We start from the raw sequence: 15,508 nt of genomic DNA on the forward strand, positions 1-15,508 counted from the left end.
TCCATAATTCTGGAATTATGAAACCATGGAAACACCCGACGCCCTCGCCGCCCTCGGCGCGCTCAGCCACGACTCCCGCCTCGCCGCCTTCCGCCGGCTGGTGCAGGTCGGTCCGGAAGGATTGCCGGTCGGCGAGCTGCGCGAACACCTCGACCTGCCGCCCGCCACGCTGAGCGCACACCTCAACGTGTTGCGCGCCGCCGGACTGGTCGAAGACCAGCGCGAGGGGCGGGTGATCCGCGTCCGCGCCAACTACCGGCAGATGAACGCGCTGCTGGCCTACCTCACCGAGAACTGCTGCGCCGGCAGCGCCGACTGCGGGCCGGCGTCCTCCTGCAAACCGCGAAAGAAAGGAGCCAAGCCATGAACCGCTTCCACGTGCACCTCAACGTCGCCGACCTCGCCGGCAGCATCCGCTTCTACACCCAGCTGTTCGCCGCCGAGCCCAGCGTGGTCAAGCACGACTACGCCAAGTGGATGCTGGAAGACCCGCGCATCAACTTCGCGATCTCCAGCACCGGCCGCGCGCCGGGCGTCGACCATCTCGGCCTGCAGGTCGACAGTGCGGACGAACTTGCCGCGCTCGGGCCTCGCCTGGACGCCGCGGGCGGCAGCGTGATGCCGGAAGACGGCGCCGTCTGCTGCTACGCGCACTCGGACAAGCTGTGGACCGAAGACCCGCAGGGCACGCGCTGGGAAACTTTCCACACCGTCGGCGACGCCACGAGTTATTACGCCGCCGACGCGGCCTGCGCGACCGGTGGCGCGGCCTGCGCTCCGGATGTGCGCGCGGTGAAACCGAAGATCGACAAGGGCGCCGCCTGCTGCACGCCGAATTCCGGCTGCTGCTGAGCAGCCGTCCAGCCGCCGCACGCCGCGATTCGCAGCTTGCCATCCCAAAGTCCCGGTGCCATGAGCCCGATCCGATGAAACGCGTCCTGTTCGTCTGCGTGGAAAACGCCAATCGCAGCCAGATGGCCGAAGCTTTCGCGCGCATCCATGGCGCTGGCGCGATCGAAGCCTTGAGCGCCGGCTCGGCACCATCCGGCCGGATCCATCCGAAGGCGGTGCGCTTCATGGCCGAGCTCGGCTACGACCTGGGCGCGCATGCCTCGAAGTCGCTCGATGATGTCGACGGCGAGTTCGACGCCGTCGTCACCATGGGCTGCGGCGACGGCTGCCCGTGGGTGCCGGCGAAACGGCGCGAGGACTGGCAGCTGTCCGATCCGAAGCACCTGGACGACGACGGTTACCGCGCGGTGCGCGACGAGATCTCCGCCCGCGTCCGGCACTTGCTGGCGGAGCTGTGATGCCGTTGCCGCGCCGACTTCTCGCCGAATTCCTCGGCACGGGCGTGCTGCTTGCCACGGTGGTGGGCTCCGGGATCATGGGCGTGGCGCTGTCCGGCGGCAACGACGGCATCGCGCTGCTGGCGAACGCGACGGCGACCGCGGGCATCCTGTACGTGCTGATCGCCGTGCTCGGCCCGGTCTCCGGCGCGCACTTCAATCCCGCCGTGACGCTGGCGCTGCGCATGCGCGGCGAACTCGACACGCGCGAAACCCTCGCCTACGTCGCCGTGCAGCTCGTCGCGGCCATCGGCGGCGTGCTGCTGGCCCATGCCATGTTCGGCCAGCCGCTGCTGCAACCGGGCATCCATGCGCGCAGCGGCGCCGCGCAATGGCTGAGCGAGGGCGTGGCCACCGCCGGCCTGCTGCTCACCATCCTGCTCGGTGCGCGGGCCCGGCCCGCGGCGATGCCCGCGCTGGTCGCGAGCTACATCTTCGCCGCGTACTGGTTCACCGCCAGCACGTCGTTCGCGAACCCGGCGGTCACCGTGGCGCGCGCACTGACCCGCACGTTTGCCGGCATCCGGCCCGTCGACGTGCCGGGTTTCGTGCTGGCCCAGCTGGCCGGAACGGCTGCGGCACTGCTCGTGGCACGTGTTCTGGACGGCCGGACCGCGGATGCGCGCGCGCCGTCGAACGCGGATTGATGGCTGCGGGCCCGTGGCCGCCGCGGATGCCGATCCGCTAGCGCTGCACCATGTGCCCGAACCACGCCCAGCCGCGCACGTGCTCGGCGATCAGCTTGACGCTGGTAAGCATGGGTACCGCGAGCAGCGCGCCGGGGATGCCCCACAGCCAGCCCCACACCAGCAGCCAGATCAGGATCGCGATCGGCGACAGGCGCATGCGCCGGCCCAGGATCAGCGGCGTGACCAGGTTGCCCTCGAACACGGTGAGCCCGGCGAAGCACAGCGCAGGCAGCAGCGCGTGCCCGAGCTGGTCGAAATGCACCAGGCCCACCAGCAGCAGCACGCTGGTGGTGAAGATCGCGCCCACGTAGGGAATGAAGTTCGCGAACATCGCCACCGCGCCCCACAGCAGCGGATCGGGCATGCGCAGCTGCCACAGGATGCCCGCGGTGAGCGCGCCCAGCGCGAAATTGATCAGCAAGGTGGTGAGGATGTAGCGCGACACCTCGTGCTGGATGCCGCGCACCACCGACACCGCCTGCCGCTTGTAGCTGAAGCCCGGCCCGATCTCCACCAACCGGCGCAGCAGCAGGTCGCCGTAGACCAGGAAGAAGAACACCAGCAGCACCTGGGTGAGGATCGCCGCCAGCACCTTCGGCGCCGTCGACGCCACGTCCCAGGCGCTCAGCGCCACGTCCGCCGGCTGCGGTCGCACGTAGGTCGGGCGGCCGTTGACCAGGGTCTGGGTGGCGCGGTTGGCCGCTTCCAGCGGCCGGGTGATGTGCTCCAGCTTGGGCACGAAACGGCGGATCGTGGTCGGCGCCTCGTGGATCCAGTCCAGCGCTGGCGGCGTGAGCAGGCCGATGCCGGTGCCGATGCCGCCGATCAGCGCCAGCATCAGCACGCTGGCGCCCAGCCAGCGTGGCACGCCCCAACGGGCGGCGCCGGCGACGACCGGATTCAGCGCCAGGCCGATGAAGGCCGCGAGCACCAGCGGAATCAGCAGCGCCTTGCACAGCGTCACCGTGTACAGCAGCGCCAGCAGCAGCAGCGCGTTGAGCAGCACGCGGATCGCGCGCAGGTGGCGGCGCATGCCGCGTGCGCTGCGCCGCGCGAAACGGCCACGCGACAGGGTCGACACACGCGGCGGCGCCACCGGCGGCGCGGCTTCGGCCGCCTCGCCGGCATCGGGCAAGGGCAGTGGGTCGTTCATGCGGAAGCGTCGTCGAAGGCGCCGGCGCCCAGCTCGACGACCAGGCGCACGCCCTGCGCCACCACCTCGGCAAGGCCGCCGCGCAACAAGGGCCCCACGCCGGGCACGCGCAGCGGATGCACGTCGAGGCTGCCGAGCACGAAGCCCGCGCCGCCCGCCGCGCCCAGCGCGAGCAGCGGATGCCGCTCCCCGCACGCCAGCAGGGCCGCCGCCGGCTCGGCCAGTTCCGCGCGATGCGCGGCCACCCGCGCCTGCGCCGCACGCACCTTGTCGAGATGGCTGAACAGACTCATGGCTTGTCCTCCCCCGCGGTTCCGCTGTCGACCTCGCGCTCCGCGCGGTGCAGCGTCTCGCGCATCATCGCACCCCATTCGTAGCGCGTGGCGGGCAGGCTCATCCAGTGCATGCAGCGGCGGAACAGCCCGATCGCGCCTGCCAGCAGCAATGCCTGCAGCAGCGCCAGCACCAGCAGCGCCCAGATCCACGAGTGGAACCAGGTGGCCAACAACACGCCGACCAGGCCGAGCAGGGTCAGGCCGAGCGCCACGCCGGCCACGGTGGCGACCAGTGCGGCGACCAGCAGCCACGACACCGCGCTGCGCGCCAGCCCCAGCTCGGCGGCCAGCAAGTGCAGCTGCGCGCCGAACAGCCGGCGCACCGCACCGACCAGCCGGCCCAGTTCGTCCAGCAGAGACGAGGACGGCGCCGAAACTTCCGGCGCCGTCGCGTGATCCTGTTCGCGCGCGGGTTCTTCCTGCATGCGCGATCAGCGCCTGAGCAGGCGGCCGAGCAGCCAGCCCGCGCCCAGCGCGATCGCCATCGACTGCACCGGCTTCTCGCGCACGTAGTCGCGCACCTGCTCCAGCCACTCGTCGGCGCGATCCATCGTGGCGTCGTAGGCGGCACGGCCGCGTTCGCCCGCCTCGTCGAGCTTGTCGCTGGCGCGATGCGCACCGGCGGCGACCTTGTCGGTGGCGCGGTGCAGGCTTTCCTCGACGTGGTCGGCGGCGCGCTCCACCGCCTCCTTGGTGCCGGCGACCGCGCTGGTGGTGGCCTGCTTGACGCGCACGGCGCCTTCGTCGATGCGGCTGGGCGCGTCGTTGTCGGTCGTTGCTGCCTGCTTGTTCATGTGGTCTCCACGTAGCTCATGCGGAAGAATGCCGGTTCGCCGGGCGCTGCGCCACGCCTCATTTCGCGCGTCGCAGGAACGAGATGATCGCCAGGATCAGGAACACGATGAACAGGATCTTCGCGATCCCGGCCGCCGCGCCTGCAATGCCGCCGAAACCGAGCACCGCGGCGATGATGGCGACGATCAGGAATACCAGTGCGTAGTGAAGCATGGCCTTGCCCTCTTGAACGAATGCCGACCGCGGCCCCAACAGCCGCATGTCGTCATTCATCCACAGTGGCCGCCATCTGCGCGTGAAGGGGCGCGCGTGCGTGCACGCCACCTGCACATTCGCCGTCACGTCGCCGAAGCGGGACGAATCGCGTAGGTGCCCACCAGTTCCGCTTCCGCCAGCACGTGGCCGCGCATCGCCGTGCGCAGTTCGGCCAGCGTGAAGCCGCGCGACAGTTCCAGCTTAGCCACGTCCAGCGCATGGATGCGGAAGTGGTAATGGTGCACGAGGCTGTCGTTCCACGGCGGGCACGGGCCGTCGTAGCCGAGGTAGTCGCCGCCCATCCCGGCGTCGCCCGCGAACCAGCCGGTGTAATCGTTCAACCCCTGCACGCTGCCCGGCGGTCCGAGCGGATCGCGCTTGCCGCGCGGCGTGATGCCGTCGCAGCACGCGCCCTCGTCGAACTCGCCGCATTCGGCGGGAATGTTCGCCATCAGCCAGTGCGCGAACTCCACCCGCGGCAGGTCGGCCGGCACCACGCGCCCGGCCTGGTTCACGTCGTCGCCGCGGCTGGGCACGTCGGTGTCGATGCAGGTGAGCACGAAGGAACGCGTGCCTTCCGGCGCGTCCTTCCATGCCAGGTGTGGGCTGCGGTTGTCGGAGAGCGCCACCGGGGTGCCGGGTTTGCCGAAGGCGTTCGCGGCGGGAATGGGTTGGCCGTGGGCGAAGTTGTCGCTGCGCAGTTGCATGGGGGGTCTCCGTTCACCTTCAGATATTGTCATTCCGGCGCAGGCCGGAATCGCACTTCGCTGTTGAATCCGCCGTCACAGAATAGTTGGATACAGATCGCACCATCCGGCATTCTCGCCTTCGATCAATCGTATCTTCCAGGCACGCTTCCAGCCCTTGAGCGTCTTTTCACGCAAGATCGCCGATTCCATCGTCGGATGAAGTTCGTACCAAACCAGCGTGTGGATGCGATAGCGATGGGTATAACCCTCCATCACATCGTTCTTGTGCTGCCAGATGCGCTTGACCAGATCGCTGGTGACGCCGATATAGAGAACGCCGTTCTTCTTGCTCGCCAGCATGTAGACGCAGGGTTGTCGCCTGTCCATGGCCCTGTCTCCGAATGAAGAGCGATTCCTGCCTGCGCAGGAATGACGAAATCATGGTTTGTAGGTGACGCGATACACCGCCCCCGCCAAGTCATCGCTCACCAGCACGCTGCCGTCCGGCAGCGGCTGCACGTCGACCGGGCGGCCCCAGGCCTTCTCGTCCTGCTCGAAGCCGGTGATCAGGGGCTGGTAGCTGGCCACCTTGTTGCCGGCGAGGCGCACCGTCATCACGCGGTAGCCGGATTTCTTCGTGCGGTTCCACGAGCCGTGCTCGGCGACCAGGATCGCGCCCCGGTAGCCGGCCGGAAACATGCGGCCCGCGTAGAAGCGCATGCCCAGCGAGGCCACGTGCGCGCCCAGCTTCAGCACGGGCGGCGTGTAGTCCTTGCAACTGCGGCCCTTGCCGAATTCGGGATCGAGGATGTCGCCCTCGTGGCAATAGGGAAACCCGAAGTGCTCGCCGATGCGCGACATGCGGTTCAACTCGTCGCTGGGGATGTCGTCGCCCAGCATGTCGCGGCCGTTGTCGGTGAACCACAGCTGCCGCGAGCCGGGCCGCCAGTCGAAGCCCACGGTGTTGCGGATGCCGTAAGCGATATCCTGCGCGCCGCTGCCGTCGGCGTTCATGCGGGTGAGCTTGGCGTAGGCGTTGCCCTTGTCGCAGACGTTGCAGGGCGCCCCGATCGGCACGTAGAGCTTGCCGTCGGGGCCGAACGCGATGAAGCGCCAGCCGTGGTGCGTTTCGCCGGGCAGCTTGTCGGTGACGAGTTCGGGCTTGGGCGGATCGTCGAGGTGATCCTCGATATCGCGCAGCACGTAGATGCGGCTCACCGCCGAGATGTAGAGGTCGCCGTCATGGAAGGCCACACCCACCGGCATTTCCAGCCCACTGGCGAGCACGCGCACCTTGTCGGCATGGCCGTCGTGCCTGCTGTCGGTGAGCGCGTAGACCTTGCCCGCGTCCATCGAGCCCACGAACACCGTGCCCTTCGCGCCCAGCGCGATCTCGCGCGCGTTCGGCACCTGGTCGGAGTACACCGCGACGTGGAAGCCCTTCGGCAGCACCAGCCGGTCGAGATGGACCGCGCCGAAAGCGGGCGCGGCGAGCAGCAGCAGTGCAACCAACGACAGCGACGACGGCAGGCGCATGGCACGACTCCGGATCGGTGGAAGCTTCAAGCCTATACCATGCCGCGTCGCGTGCCGCCTCTGCTAACGTGCATCCGATGAGCAAGCCGAACCCGCCGACCGCTGCCATGCCGCTGCCGGCGCCCCGCGCAACCGAACATTGATGGAAGCCGAAGACCTCAAGCGTCTCGTGGTCGTGCGCATGCCGTTCGGCAAGTACCAGGGCCACCTGATCGCCGATTTGCCCGGCGCCTATCTCGCGTGGTTCGCGCGCCAGGGCTTTCCGCCCGGCGAACTCGGCCGGCTGCTGGCACTGATGCTGGAGATCGACCACAACGGACTGAAACGCCTGCTCGATCCGTTGCGCGGACGCTGAGATCCGGCGTCAGCCGCCCGGCGTCCCGTCCGCCACGGCGTTGAACCGCGCCGCGATGTAGTCGTCGGTGAAGCTGGTCATGTCGCGACCGCGGATGAAGCCGCAGTGGCCACCGTGTTCGGCGATGTCCAGTTCCACGTTCGGCGGCAGCCGCAGCTGCTCGAACGCGCCTACCGGGATCACCGGGTCGTCGCGCGCGGTGAGGATGGTGGCGGGAATCTGCATCGCCATCAGCGCGTCGGCGGCCACCGAGTAGCCGTCCAGGTACTGTTGCAGCGAACCGAAATCGGTGTGCCGCCGCACCAGCGATTCGGTGAGTCCGCGCAGGTTCTGCTTCAGCTCCGACATCTCGAAGTACCGGTGCTGCGGGAACGCCTTCTGCTTGGCCAGCAGCGAGTGCCGCCACTTGTGCATGAAGTAGGCCTGGTAGAACCACGGCGCCGACTCCTCCAGCGAGAACAGGCCCGCGGCGGGATCGATGATCGGGCACACCGCCAGCGCATAGGCGAGCGGGATGCCCACGCGCGAGGTCTGCAGCGCCGCGCGCAGCGCGAAGTTGCCGCCCAGCGAGAAGCCGGCCAGTGCCAGCGGCCGCGCCGGCCAGCGCGCGGCGATCTCGCCCAGCGCATGCACCACCTCGTCGAGCCGGCAGGAGTGGAACAGCGCCTCGTTGAGGTCGTGGCTGTCGCCGTGGTCGCGGAAGTTGAGGCGGAAGATGTCCCAGCCGTCGGCGAGCAGGCGGCTGCCGGTCTGCAGCACGTAGGTGGAGTCGACGCTGCCTTCCCAGCCGTGGAACAACACGGCGAGGCCGCGCGGTCGCGCGCGCGATTTCTGCGCGGTGTAAGCGCCGGTGAGGCGCACGCCGCCGCCGCCGTCCACCAGCACCGCTTCGGCGCCGTCCTGCACCGTGCGCGCGGCGCGCGGCAGCAGCAGGCGGCGCACGCCGCTGGAGGAGAGCATGGTCTGGATGTGCCCGCTGGTGAGCGGCCAGGACGGACGGAAATCCTTTCCGCGCGGCAGGCTCATGCGACGTGGTCTTCCAGCGCCGCGGCGATGCGCTCGCGCGACAGCTCGGCCATGCGGCGGCGCGCGTCCGGGCTGGCCGGTACCGGCTGCAGGAAATGCACCTCGGCATCCATCGCCGGGCCGCCGAGCAGGCGCAGGAAGTTCTGCAGGAAATTCTCGTGCTCGCGGAAACCGGCGTCGATCACGCGGCGGCCATCGCGGGCGAAGCGCAGCGCCACCGGCTGCACCGCCACCTCGGCGTCCAGCGCGGCCTGGAAGATGCGCGCGTGGAACACCTTGAGCACGCCGTCGTGGCCGGTGCCGCCCTCGGGGAACACCGCCACCGAACGGCCGGCGCGCAGGCGCTCCACCATCACCTGCATCACCGCCGCCAGCGAATGGTTGCTGCCGCGCCGGTGGAAGATGGTGCCGCCGCTGGCCGCCAGCCAGCCCACCAGCGGCCAGTGCGCGATCTCCGCCTTGGCCACGAAGCAGGCCGCGCGCTGGCTGTGCAGCAGCTCGATGTCGATCCACGAGGTGTGGTTCGCCACGAACAGCACCGGATCGGCCAGCGGCTCGCCCACGCGCACCGCGCGCAGGCCGAAGATGCGCATCAAGGCGGTCGACCACCAGCGCACCAGCTTGTGCGGGAACGGTTCGCGGCCGTCCTGCATCACGCGATTGCGGTTCCAGCTCATCACGAACGCCGCCAGCATGATCGCGAGCACCGCATGCACCAGCAGCAACGGCACGCGCCACAGGTAGCGCAACGGACGCAGATGATCGCGGATCGGCGGGGAGGCGGTGGCGGTATCCATCAGCCCGTTAGTCTAGCGTCTGTTGCCCGCAACGTTGTGCGACGGCGAGGGTGGATTTTCCGCGCGCGGCAGCGGCAGCGAAGGCGAACGCTTCACCGTGCGCAGCACGAAGCTGGAGTTGACGTCGGCCACGCCGGCGGCGTTGAGCAGGCGGTCGAGCAGGAAGCGCGAGAAATCCGCGAGGTCGGCCACGTAGACGTGCAACAGGTAGTCCATGTCGCCGGTGAGCGCGTGGCAGGCCACCACCTCGTCCCAACCGTTGACGCGCTCCACGAAGCGCTCGATCACCTCGGCCTCGTGCTTCACCAGCTGCACGCGCACGAAGGCCTGCAGGCCCAGACCCACCGCCAGCGGGTCGACCTGGGCGGCGTAGCCGGTGACCACCTGGTCCGCCTCCAGCCGCTGCAGCCTGCGCAGGCAGGCCGAGGGCGACAGGTTCACCCGTTCGGCCAGCTCGGCATTGGTGATGCGGCCCTCGGTCTGCAGCACGGCGAGCAGGTGCAGGTCGATGCGGTCCAGCGCAGTCATGCACGATACCTCGACATATCAACCAATCCGAGCACGAATATTGCGTCCAAATCCGTGTCGCGCGCAACATTGCAAGCTTCGTGCGGCGGGTTTGCCGTATGCTTTGGATGGTCATTCCGGCGCCGGCCGGAACCCCGTCCAGCCCCGGAGCCCGCCATGGAAAACACCACGCCCCGCAAGGTCGAACATCAGCAGACCGACCGCGGCTACATCCCGGTCTACGCGACGGGCGTGGTCGAGCAGCCGTGGTCCGGCTACACCCGCACCGACCACGAGGTGTGGGACACCTTGTACAAGCGCCAGCGCGAACTGCTGCCCGGCCGTGCCTGCAAGGAGTTCATGGCCGGCGTGGAACGCTTCGGCCTCGGCGACGGCGGCATCCCGAAGTTTGCCGATCTCAACAAGGTGCTGGGCAAGGCCACCGGTTGGGAAGTGGTCGCGGTGGAAGGCCTGCTGCCCGACGAGGTGTTCTTCGACCACCTCGCCAACCGCCGCTTCCCGGTGAGCTGGTGGATCCGCAAGCCCGAGCAGCTCGATTACCTCAGCGAACCCGACCTGTTCCACGACCTGTTCGGCCACGTGCCGCTGCTGCTCAACCCGGTGTTCGCCGACTACATGCAGGCCTACGGCCGCGGCGGCATGAAGGCCTTCGGCATCGGCCCCGAAGCGCTGATGAACCTGACGCGCCTGTACTGGTACACGGTGGAGTTCGGCCTCATCCACACCGACGAAGGCATGCGCATCTACGGCGCCGGCATCGTCAGCTCCAAGGGCGAGTCGATCTACTGCCTGGACTCGTCCGCGCCGAACCGCATCGGCTTCGGCCTCGAACGCGTGATGAGCACGCGCTACCGCATCGACACCTACCAGCAGACCTACTTCGTGATCGACAGCTTCGAGCAGTTGTTCGAGGCGACGCACCCCGACTTCACGCCGATCTACGCGAAGCTCAAGGCCGAGCCCGCGCATGCCGCCGCCGATGTGCTGGAGGGTGACCGCGTGTTCAATCGCGGTACGCGCGAAGGGTTTGCGACTGGCGCGGATACCTGAGCGCGTTCCTGCGAAAACGAAAAGAAGCCGGCCATGCGCCGGCTTTTTCGTGTCCCGGCCTTGCATCGGCTTGGCATCGCCTCAATGCGTGGGGCTTGCCCGTCATCCATGCAGGGAAGCCATGCTCATCGAATCACTCGCCAGCCTCGATCTTGCCGGCATCGACACCCTGATCTTCGCCGGCGGCGGCAACCGCTGCTGGTGGCAGGCCGGCGCGGTCTCGCAGCTGCTCGCCCACGGCTGGCAACTGCCCATGCAACTGGTGGGCACCAGCGGCGGCGCCGCCGTGGCCGCGGCCTTCCTTACTGCCGGACCACAAGTCGCGCTTGCGGCTTGCCAGCGTTTGTATGCCGACCGTACCCGCATGTTCGAATGGCGCAGCCTGCTGCGCGGGCGACTGCACTACGCGCACCGCCACATCTACCCGACATGGTTGGCCAGTTTTGTCGATGCCGAACATTTTCAGGCGCTGCGGCAGTCGAAGCATCGCCTGCAGGTGGCGATCACCCGGCCGGCGCGCTGGTTGGGACTGCGCGGCTCCATCGGCATCGCCACGCTGGCCTATCTCGTGGACAAGTGCCTGCGTGGACCGCTGCATCCCGAGTTGCCGCGCCGGTTTGGCTTGCGACAGGAATTCCGCGAGCTGCGCGACTGCACCAGTCTCGACGAGGCCCGCACATTGCTGGCCGCGGCGGGCGCTGCGCTGCCATTCATCCCCGCGCGACGTATCGATGGCGAATACGCCTTCGATGGCGGCTACACGGACAACGCGCCGTTGCCATCGCAAACCGACAGCGAGAAAGCGCGCACGCTCGTGTTGTTGACCCGCCACTATCCGAAGTTGCCTGCCATATTCCGTGCCAACGAGCGCAGCTACTGGCAACCCAGCACGCGTATCCCGGTGAGCATGCTGGACTGCACCGCACGCGCCAACGTGCTCGACGCGTGGGCGCTGGGCGAACGCAACGCACGGGAAGCGCTCACCAGCGGCAGGCTGCGTATCGCTTGAAGCTTCACTGCGTTGTCGCGTCGATGCCGAAAGCTTCTTGTGACCCCAAATTGCTGACGGCATGCTCCTTCACTACATGCTCAAGTTGGCTTGACACGGGGTTCGACAGGTCCCGCCCCGCGTGCAGGCAGAGCTCCATGACCGGGAATAGGTAGCACGTCCGCGGCCGCGCTATTTCCCGCGTTGGTAGCGTACCAACCTCGTACTCCTCACTCGCGCAGACGATGGCTGTCAGCGGCCGTCAGATCCAGCCCGTAGACGCGTTTCAGGTCCGCGATCTTCTTCAGCGTGTCAGTTGAGAATGGCAGCTTGTTGTCCAGCGCATGCAGGGCGATGCCTTCGAGCAAGTCGCCGAGCGAGAGATCCAGCGATTCGGCCAAGCCCTTGAGCACCTTGAGCAGGCGCTTTTCCAGACGCACGCCGGTCTGCACTCGATCGATCGATGGTTTGAGTGGGGTCTTGGCGGCCATGGGACAGGTATGCGGGCGGAAAGTCGCAGTATAGGCACGGCGTGCCGCTTGTTTGGTATATTGGTACATACATGCCAAACGTGAATGGCGCCATGACTCATTTCTGCCCGACTCTCTTTCTCGCGCTTTGCACCGTCACACCGCTTGCCGCCACCGCTCAGACACCCGCACCGGCTTCCAACACCGGCAGCTTCCATCTGGCCACGACGTGCGCCCGCGCGATGCCGCTGTTCACTGCACCGGGCGAGCGGCGATGGGCGGAAGGCTGGCAACCGCAGATGCTGAGCGGCTCGGTGCAACGCGGCAGCGTGTTCCGCACCCGCCACGAAAACGGCCGACCCACCACATGGATCGTGACTGACTATGAGCCGGGCATCGGCCACGCCAGCTACGCAAGGTTGGTCGAGGACTCCAACATGGGGTTGGTCGACGTACGCTGCACCGACGAGCGCGCTGGTGCCCAGGTGCAGGTTACCTACACGCTCACTGCCTTGAGTGATGCCGGCCGCGCGTTCGTGGAGCATTTCCTCGCCGGACCGCATTACCGTGCGATGCTGGAGGAATGGCGCACCGAGGTCTCGGTCGCACTCGCGAAATAGTCCGCCACTGCGGCGCGCACGCGCCAGAACTCGCTACAACCCCAGGTTGCCTACGGCGTGGTCGATCACCACCCGCTCGAGCTGGCCTGACACGGGGTTCGAGGTGTTCTGCCCCGAGTGCAGGCAGAGTTCGACGACGGGAAGCGGGGGCAAGCCATGCCTTTCATCGAGCCGCATGAGCGAGGGCGGTATGCCGGCCGTCGTGCGCAGCGTGATGCCGAGGCCGGCCGCGACCCCCGCCCAAAGGCTCTGCAAGCTTGCCGTAGCGTAGGCCAGTCGCCAGGGCATCGAGGCGTGGTCGAGCGCCTCGATGCCTGCGCGACGGAAGAAACAAGGCGGGTTGTAGAGCGCGAGATCGAGCGGGGTGCCGGCTTTCACGACCGCATCCACGCCTGCCGGCCCTATCCACGTCATGGGCAGCGTGGCCACGCGCCTGGCGTCCGCGCGGCTGCCATGGCCCATCGCGAGCACGAGGTCGAATTCACCGCGATCGAGGCGTTCCAGCAAGAGCCCGTTGCGTGCCACTTCGACATCCACCCGCACCGCCGGATGCGCCCGCTTGAACTGGCCCAGCGCCGCGGGCAGCCAGGTCTCCGCAAAATCGCCGGGCAGGCCGAAACGCACGACGCCTTCCACCGACATGCCGGCCACGCCGCGGACGGCTTCGTCGTTGAGCTCGAGGATGCGGCGCGCATAGGAGTGCGCCAGCTCGCCGGTTTCCGTCAGCACCATGTTTCGCCCCTGCTTGCGAAACAGGGGCTGGCCGAACTGGCTTTCCAGCTTCTTGATCTGCTGGCTCGCCGCCGATTGGGAGCGGCCTACCCGCTCCGCCGCACGCCCCAGACTTCCCAGTTGCAGGATCGCCACCAGGGTCCGCAGGGCGTCCATATCCAGGTTCGGCAAGGACATTGCTTTCGTTTTTCCGATGGAATGATTCTGAATTATCGGATTTTCTTCAGCGTATCCCGAGCCTAGCATCCGGTGACCCGCGCAGCCATTCGCGCGCGCCACTCCAACCCGGGAACCCACCGCATGAACGTTCATACAGCCGCCAGCCGCCGTGCCATCGCTGCACTCCTCTCGACATGCCTGCTCTGGACGTCCGCCGCTTTCGCCGGTTCGGCGCACGGAGCCTCGTCGCTCGTCGGCACCTGGACACTGGTGGCGGCCGACGTCCAGCACCCCGATGGTTCGCGCGCATCCGACTACGGCGCGCAGCCCAAGGGGCTGCTGATGATCGACAACCAGGAACACTACTCATTGCAGATCTTCAAGGCCGAGCGGCCGGCCTTCCATGCCGGTGACAAGGCGAAGGGAACGCCCGACGAGTACAAGGCCGCCGTGATGGGTTCAAGCACCCACTACGGCACGCTCCGCATCGAACCGGACCGCGGTGTTCTTGTTTTCCACATCCAGTGGGCTTCCTTCCCCAACTGGGAGGGACAGGAGCAGCGTCGGCAGTACCAGCTCAAGGATGGCGTGCTGAGCTACCGCGTGACTGCGCGCCCCAATGGCGACGTACCGATCTCGGTCTGGCGGAAGATTGACTAGAGGGTCGCGGAACGCCGGATGCCCGCATCCATCAGAATGAAAAGGCAGGCACCCGCGTTTGCCCGGCAAACGATCGGACACACGGCGAGCACGGATCGCCATGTGTCTCCCTCGGGCAAACGCGCGCTTCGAGAACCGGTTCCTGTTGCGGATTTCGGTGATAACTGAACAGCATTCCGGTAGATCTGAACAGCATGCGATGTTGATCACCTTGCTGCCGTTGTCCAAGCTTGGCCGATTCCGTGCAAACCACGGACATGGCTATGGTTTCGCGCGCCCCGCGTCGTAGTCCTCGACCGCGTGCAAGAAGCGCCCGATGCCGTTGTTTCTTCTGGAAAAGCATTCCGCCACTTCGATGCCGATCTTCTTCAGGCGATCGCGCGCTTGGTTTGCCTTCGAGGCCCACGTCCTGTCGAGCAATGCAAAGTCACAATGAAGCAAGTTGATAGCGTGCTGTATGTCCACAACATCATGGGTGTCCAGCTGTTCCTCAGGCGTCAGAAAATCTGACTTCATCAGCTCACCCAAGAACACCCATCCTGCTGCGATGTTGGATGTCGGCTTATAGGTTCTCGCCCTTTCGCGGAACTCAATGTCTTCGCGTGTTCGAGTAAACGACTCGACCATCGCTTCGGTGGATTGTTCAAATACGTCGCGCAGCGTGTTTCCGTCTTGGTCGCGGTATAGATCGCGAGAATTCCAGAAAGTCCGGAAGTAGCCAGGTGAACCCGGTGGCCGCAGCTGCATGCGTGCAAGGCGCTCCGCGAGCTGGATATCGGGCACCAGCGCGAGCGGATTGGTCCCCCGCCGTTTCAAGTTATGATCTGCCCGGACCAAAAACACATGCGGCATCAACCGTTCGACTAAGCGGTCAACTTCATCCGCATGCCGTGGATCGTCCGCTTGGCATAGCTCGCCCGCATGAAGATAGGAAAGGCACAGGCAGCCACCCTTGTTGCGCAAGGCATTGACCAGCCGATCACCGAGTTCGGTCGATTCTCCAAAGAGCATCAATGCCCAGTGATCCAGATAGACCGCAGGCCTCGTTAGGCTATGTGCCAAGTAGGTCACACGAACAACATTGCCTTCACTGCGGTAGGCGGCGACTGGAATCCGAATGAGCATATTTCCTCGACAGCCAAGGTCAGCGGCTCATTCCCGCGCGCGTCGTACGCGCGCAGCTCTTTTACCGTCTCTAGCAGGCTGTTGAGAAGCACCGTCTCGCGCCACTCTCGATAGCCGCGATCTATGCATGACGGTCGTGATGGTGGGCGCATGGCGCGTTTTCCCGCCCTGCGGACGCACGTCTCCCACCGTTGCTC

23 protein-coding genes are annotated in these 15,508 nt (G+C 66.9%); 9 read left to right on the plus strand and 14 right to left on the minus strand.

What is annotated here, in order from left to right:
• Positions 1-25: 25 nt before the first annotated feature.
• The 4 genes from B0E52_RS13615 to B0E52_RS13630 all read left to right on the plus strand — a co-directional run bounded on the left by B0E52_RS13615 (position 26) and on the right by B0E52_RS13630 (position 1,996).
• Positions 26-367 carry a metalloregulator ArsR/SmtB family transcription factor gene (locus tag B0E52_RS13615; protein ID WP_077484642.1) on the plus strand — a complete coding sequence of 114 codons (342 nt, stop codon included), beginning with the start codon at positions 26-28 and terminating at the stop codon, positions 365-367.
• A complete protein-coding gene (locus B0E52_RS13620; RefSeq protein WP_077484644.1) occupies positions 364-852 on the plus strand; it encodes an ArsI/CadI family heavy metal resistance metalloenzyme in 489 nt (162 codons plus the stop codon). Before B0E52_RS13615 ends, B0E52_RS13620 begins: the two co-directional genes overlap by 4 nt.
• A gap of 74 nt (positions 853-926) precedes the next feature.
• Positions 927-1,310, plus strand: a complete 384-nt coding sequence (locus B0E52_RS13625) for an arsenate reductase ArsC (RefSeq protein WP_077484646.1) — start codon at positions 927-929, stop codon at positions 1,308-1,310.
• Complete coding sequence (locus tag B0E52_RS13630) at positions 1,310-1,996, plus strand: MIP/aquaporin family protein (RefSeq protein ID WP_077484648.1); 687 nt, start codon at positions 1,310-1,312, stop codon at positions 1,994-1,996. The genes B0E52_RS13625 and B0E52_RS13630 overlap by 1 nt, the downstream gene beginning before the upstream one ends.
• Positions 1,997-2,033: 37 nt before the next feature.
• On the opposite strand, the gene B0E52_RS13635 is transcribed toward B0E52_RS13630, so the two are convergent.
• The 8 genes from B0E52_RS13635 to B0E52_RS13670 form a co-directional block, all read right to left on the minus strand.
• Entirely contained in the window at positions 2,034-3,191 is a 1,158-nt protein-coding gene (locus tag B0E52_RS13635) for an AI-2E family transporter (RefSeq protein ID WP_077484650.1), read from the minus strand.
• Positions 3,188-3,484, minus strand: a complete 297-nt coding sequence (locus B0E52_RS13640) for a hypothetical protein (RefSeq protein ID WP_077484652.1) — start codon at positions 3,482-3,484, stop codon at positions 3,188-3,190. The genes B0E52_RS13635 and B0E52_RS13640 overlap by 4 nt, the downstream gene beginning before the upstream one ends.
• Entirely contained in the window at positions 3,481-3,951 is a 471-nt protein-coding gene (locus B0E52_RS13645; RefSeq protein WP_077484654.1) for a hypothetical protein, read from the minus strand. Before B0E52_RS13645 ends, B0E52_RS13640 begins: the two co-directional genes overlap by 4 nt.
• 6 nt (positions 3,952-3,957) lie before the next feature.
• Complete coding sequence (locus B0E52_RS13650) at positions 3,958-4,320, minus strand: DUF883 family protein (protein ID WP_077484656.1); 363 nt, start codon at positions 4,318-4,320, stop codon at positions 3,958-3,960.
• A gap of 58 nt (positions 4,321-4,378) precedes the next feature.
• A complete protein-coding gene (locus B0E52_RS13655) occupies positions 4,379-4,534 on the minus strand; it encodes a DUF1328 domain-containing protein (protein ID WP_077484658.1) in 156 nt (51 codons plus the stop codon).
• 125 nt (positions 4,535-4,659) lie between these two features.
• Entirely contained in the window at positions 4,660-5,283 is a 624-nt protein-coding gene (locus tag B0E52_RS13660; RefSeq protein WP_077484660.1) for a YbhB/YbcL family Raf kinase inhibitor-like protein, read from the minus strand.
• A 75-nt stretch (positions 5,284-5,358) separates the two neighbouring features.
• Positions 5,359-5,652: a GIY-YIG nuclease family protein gene (locus tag B0E52_RS13665; protein ID WP_077484662.1), complete on the minus strand. Its 294-nt coding sequence runs from the start codon at positions 5,650-5,652 to the stop codon at positions 5,359-5,361.
• Between the two features lie 51 nt (positions 5,653-5,703).
• Positions 5,704-6,801 (minus strand): PQQ-dependent sugar dehydrogenase, encoded by a 1,098-nt coding sequence (locus B0E52_RS13670; RefSeq protein WP_077484664.1) that lies wholly within the window; start codon positions 6,799-6,801, stop codon positions 5,704-5,706.
• A gap of 142 nt (positions 6,802-6,943) precedes the next feature.
• Between B0E52_RS13670 and B0E52_RS13675 the strand changes: the two genes are divergently transcribed.
• Positions 6,944-7,156 carry a DUF3820 family protein gene (locus B0E52_RS13675; RefSeq protein ID WP_077484666.1) on the plus strand — a complete coding sequence of 71 codons (213 nt, stop codon included), beginning with the start codon at positions 6,944-6,946 and terminating at the stop codon, positions 7,154-7,156.
• A 9-nt stretch (positions 7,157-7,165) separates the two neighbouring features.
• Here the strand turns inward: B0E52_RS13675 and B0E52_RS13680 are convergent, their stop codons facing one another.
• Genes B0E52_RS13680 through B0E52_RS13690 form a run of 3 tightly spaced genes read right to left on the minus strand, consistent with a single transcriptional unit; the run spans position 7,166 to position 9,507 of the window.
• Positions 7,166-8,182 (minus strand): alpha/beta fold hydrolase, encoded by a 1,017-nt coding sequence (locus tag B0E52_RS13680; protein ID WP_077484668.1) that lies wholly within the window; start codon positions 8,180-8,182, stop codon positions 7,166-7,168.
• Entirely contained in the window at positions 8,179-8,979 is an 801-nt protein-coding gene (locus B0E52_RS13685) for a lysophospholipid acyltransferase family protein (protein WP_077484670.1), read from the minus strand. Before B0E52_RS13685 ends, B0E52_RS13680 begins: the two co-directional genes overlap by 4 nt.
• 12 nt (positions 8,980-8,991) lie before the next feature.
• A complete protein-coding gene (locus tag B0E52_RS13690; RefSeq protein ID WP_077484672.1) occupies positions 8,992-9,507 on the minus strand; it encodes an Lrp/AsnC family transcriptional regulator in 516 nt (171 codons plus the stop codon).
• Between the two features lie 156 nt (positions 9,508-9,663).
• On the opposite strand from B0E52_RS13690, the gene phhA reads away from it, so the two are divergent.
• On the plus strand, positions 9,664-10,557 hold the full coding sequence (gene phhA / locus B0E52_RS13695; protein WP_077484674.1) for a phenylalanine 4-monooxygenase: 894 nt from the start codon (positions 9,664-9,666) through the stop codon (positions 10,555-10,557).
• A gap of 121 nt (positions 10,558-10,678) precedes the next feature.
• The gene (locus tag B0E52_RS13700; protein ID WP_077484676.1) at positions 10,679-11,566 is read left to right on the plus strand and encodes a patatin-like phospholipase family protein; all 888 of its coding nucleotides are present in this window, start codon (positions 10,679-10,681) and stop codon (positions 11,564-11,566) included.
• A 209-nt stretch (positions 11,567-11,775) separates the two neighbouring features.
• Here the strand turns inward: B0E52_RS13700 and B0E52_RS13705 are convergent, their stop codons facing one another.
• The gene (locus B0E52_RS13705; RefSeq protein WP_077484678.1) at positions 11,776-12,036 is read right to left on the minus strand and encodes a hypothetical protein; all 261 of its coding nucleotides are present in this window, start codon (positions 12,034-12,036) and stop codon (positions 11,776-11,778) included.
• 92 nt (positions 12,037-12,128) lie between these two features.
• On the opposite strand from B0E52_RS13705, the gene B0E52_RS13710 reads away from it, so the two are divergent.
• Entirely contained in the window at positions 12,129-12,635 is a 507-nt protein-coding gene (locus tag B0E52_RS13710; RefSeq protein WP_139351694.1) for a hypothetical protein, read from the plus strand.
• A 33-nt stretch (positions 12,636-12,668) separates the two neighbouring features.
• Here B0E52_RS13710 and B0E52_RS13715 read toward each other — a convergent pair whose 3' ends face one another.
• Positions 12,669-13,544: a LysR substrate-binding domain-containing protein gene (locus tag B0E52_RS13715; protein WP_077484681.1), complete on the minus strand. Its 876-nt coding sequence runs from the start codon at positions 13,542-13,544 to the stop codon at positions 12,669-12,671.
• A gap of 123 nt (positions 13,545-13,667) precedes the next feature.
• Between B0E52_RS13715 and B0E52_RS13720 the strand changes: the two genes are divergently transcribed.
• On the plus strand, positions 13,668-14,186 hold the full coding sequence (locus B0E52_RS13720) for a lipocalin-like domain-containing protein (protein WP_077484683.1): 519 nt from the start codon (positions 13,668-13,670) through the stop codon (positions 14,184-14,186).
• Positions 14,187-14,447: 261 nt separating this feature from the next.
• Here the strand turns inward: B0E52_RS13720 and B0E52_RS13725 are convergent, their stop codons facing one another.
• Complete coding sequence (locus B0E52_RS13725) at positions 14,448-15,311, minus strand: hypothetical protein (protein ID WP_139351695.1); 864 nt, start codon at positions 15,309-15,311, stop codon at positions 14,448-14,450.
• Positions 15,312-15,508: the final 197 nt, after the last annotated feature.

It is taken from the genome of Rhodanobacter sp. C06 (genome assembly GCF_002001105.1).
Taxonomy (GTDB): domain Bacteria; phylum Pseudomonadota; class Gammaproteobacteria; order Xanthomonadales; family Rhodanobacteraceae; genus Rhodanobacter_A.

Bases quoted from the DNA above. Each gene is read 5' to 3' on its own strand.
- B0E52_RS13725 (WP_139351695.1), bottom strand. From the start codon at position 15,311: ATGCTCATTCGGATTCCAGTCGCCGCCTACCGCAGTGAAGGCAATGTT.
- B0E52_RS13675 (WP_077484666.1), top strand. From the start codon at position 6,944: ATGGAAGCCGAAGACCTCAAGCGTCTCGTGGTCGTGCGCATGCCGTTC.
- B0E52_RS13680 (WP_077484668.1), bottom strand. From the start codon at position 8,182: ATGAGCCTGCCGCGCGGAAAGGATTTCCGTCCGTCCTGGCCGCTCACC.
- B0E52_RS13720 (WP_077484683.1), top strand. From the start codon at position 13,668: ATGAACGTTCATACAGCCGCCAGCCGCCGTGCCATCGCTGCACTCCTC.
- B0E52_RS13630 (WP_077484648.1), top strand. From the start codon at position 1,310: ATGCCGTTGCCGCGCCGACTTCTCGCCGAATTCCTCGGCACGGGCGTG.
- B0E52_RS13660 (WP_077484660.1), bottom strand. From the start codon at position 5,283: ATGCAACTGCGCAGCGACAACTTCGCCCACGGCCAACCCATTCCCGCC.
- phhA (WP_077484674.1), top strand. From the start codon at position 9,664: ATGGAAAACACCACGCCCCGCAAGGTCGAACATCAGCAGACCGACCGC.
- B0E52_RS13650 (WP_077484656.1), bottom strand. From the start codon at position 4,320: ATGAACAAGCAGGCAGCAACGACCGACAACGACGCGCCCAGCCGCATC.
- B0E52_RS13640 (WP_077484652.1), bottom strand. From the start codon at position 3,484: ATGAGTCTGTTCAGCCATCTCGACAAGGTGCGTGCGGCGCAGGCGCGG.
- B0E52_RS13700 (WP_077484676.1), top strand. From the start codon at position 10,679: ATGCTCATCGAATCACTCGCCAGCCTCGATCTTGCCGGCATCGACACC.
- B0E52_RS13620 (WP_077484644.1), top strand. From the start codon at position 364: ATGAACCGCTTCCACGTGCACCTCAACGTCGCCGACCTCGCCGGCAGC.
- B0E52_RS13705 (WP_077484678.1), bottom strand. From the start codon at position 12,036: ATGGCCGCCAAGACCCCACTCAAACCATCGATCGATCGAGTGCAGACC.
- B0E52_RS13625 (WP_077484646.1), top strand. From the start codon at position 927: ATGAAACGCGTCCTGTTCGTCTGCGTGGAAAACGCCAATCGCAGCCAG.
- B0E52_RS13635 (WP_077484650.1), bottom strand. From the start codon at position 3,191: ATGAACGACCCACTGCCCTTGCCCGATGCCGGCGAGGCGGCCGAAGCC.
- B0E52_RS13690 (WP_077484672.1), bottom strand. From the start codon at position 9,507: ATGACTGCGCTGGACCGCATCGACCTGCACCTGCTCGCCGTGCTGCAG.
- B0E52_RS13670 (WP_077484664.1), bottom strand. From the start codon at position 6,801: ATGCGCCTGCCGTCGTCGCTGTCGTTGGTTGCACTGCTGCTGCTCGCC.
- B0E52_RS13665 (WP_077484662.1), bottom strand. From the start codon at position 5,652: ATGGACAGGCGACAACCCTGCGTCTACATGCTGGCGAGCAAGAAGAAC.
- B0E52_RS13715 (WP_077484681.1), bottom strand. From the start codon at position 13,544: ATGTCCTTGCCGAACCTGGATATGGACGCCCTGCGGACCCTGGTGGCG.
- B0E52_RS13645 (WP_077484654.1), bottom strand. From the start codon at position 3,951: ATGCAGGAAGAACCCGCGCGCGAACAGGATCACGCGACGGCGCCGGAA.
- B0E52_RS13685 (WP_077484670.1), bottom strand. From the start codon at position 8,979: ATGGATACCGCCACCGCCTCCCCGCCGATCCGCGATCATCTGCGTCCG.
- B0E52_RS13615 (WP_077484642.1), top strand. From the start codon at position 26: ATGGAAACACCCGACGCCCTCGCCGCCCTCGGCGCGCTCAGCCACGAC.
- B0E52_RS13655 (WP_077484658.1), bottom strand. From the start codon at position 4,534: ATGCTTCACTACGCACTGGTATTCCTGATCGTCGCCATCATCGCCGCG.
- B0E52_RS13710 (WP_139351694.1), top strand. From the start codon at position 12,129: ATGACTCATTTCTGCCCGACTCTCTTTCTCGCGCTTTGCACCGTCACA.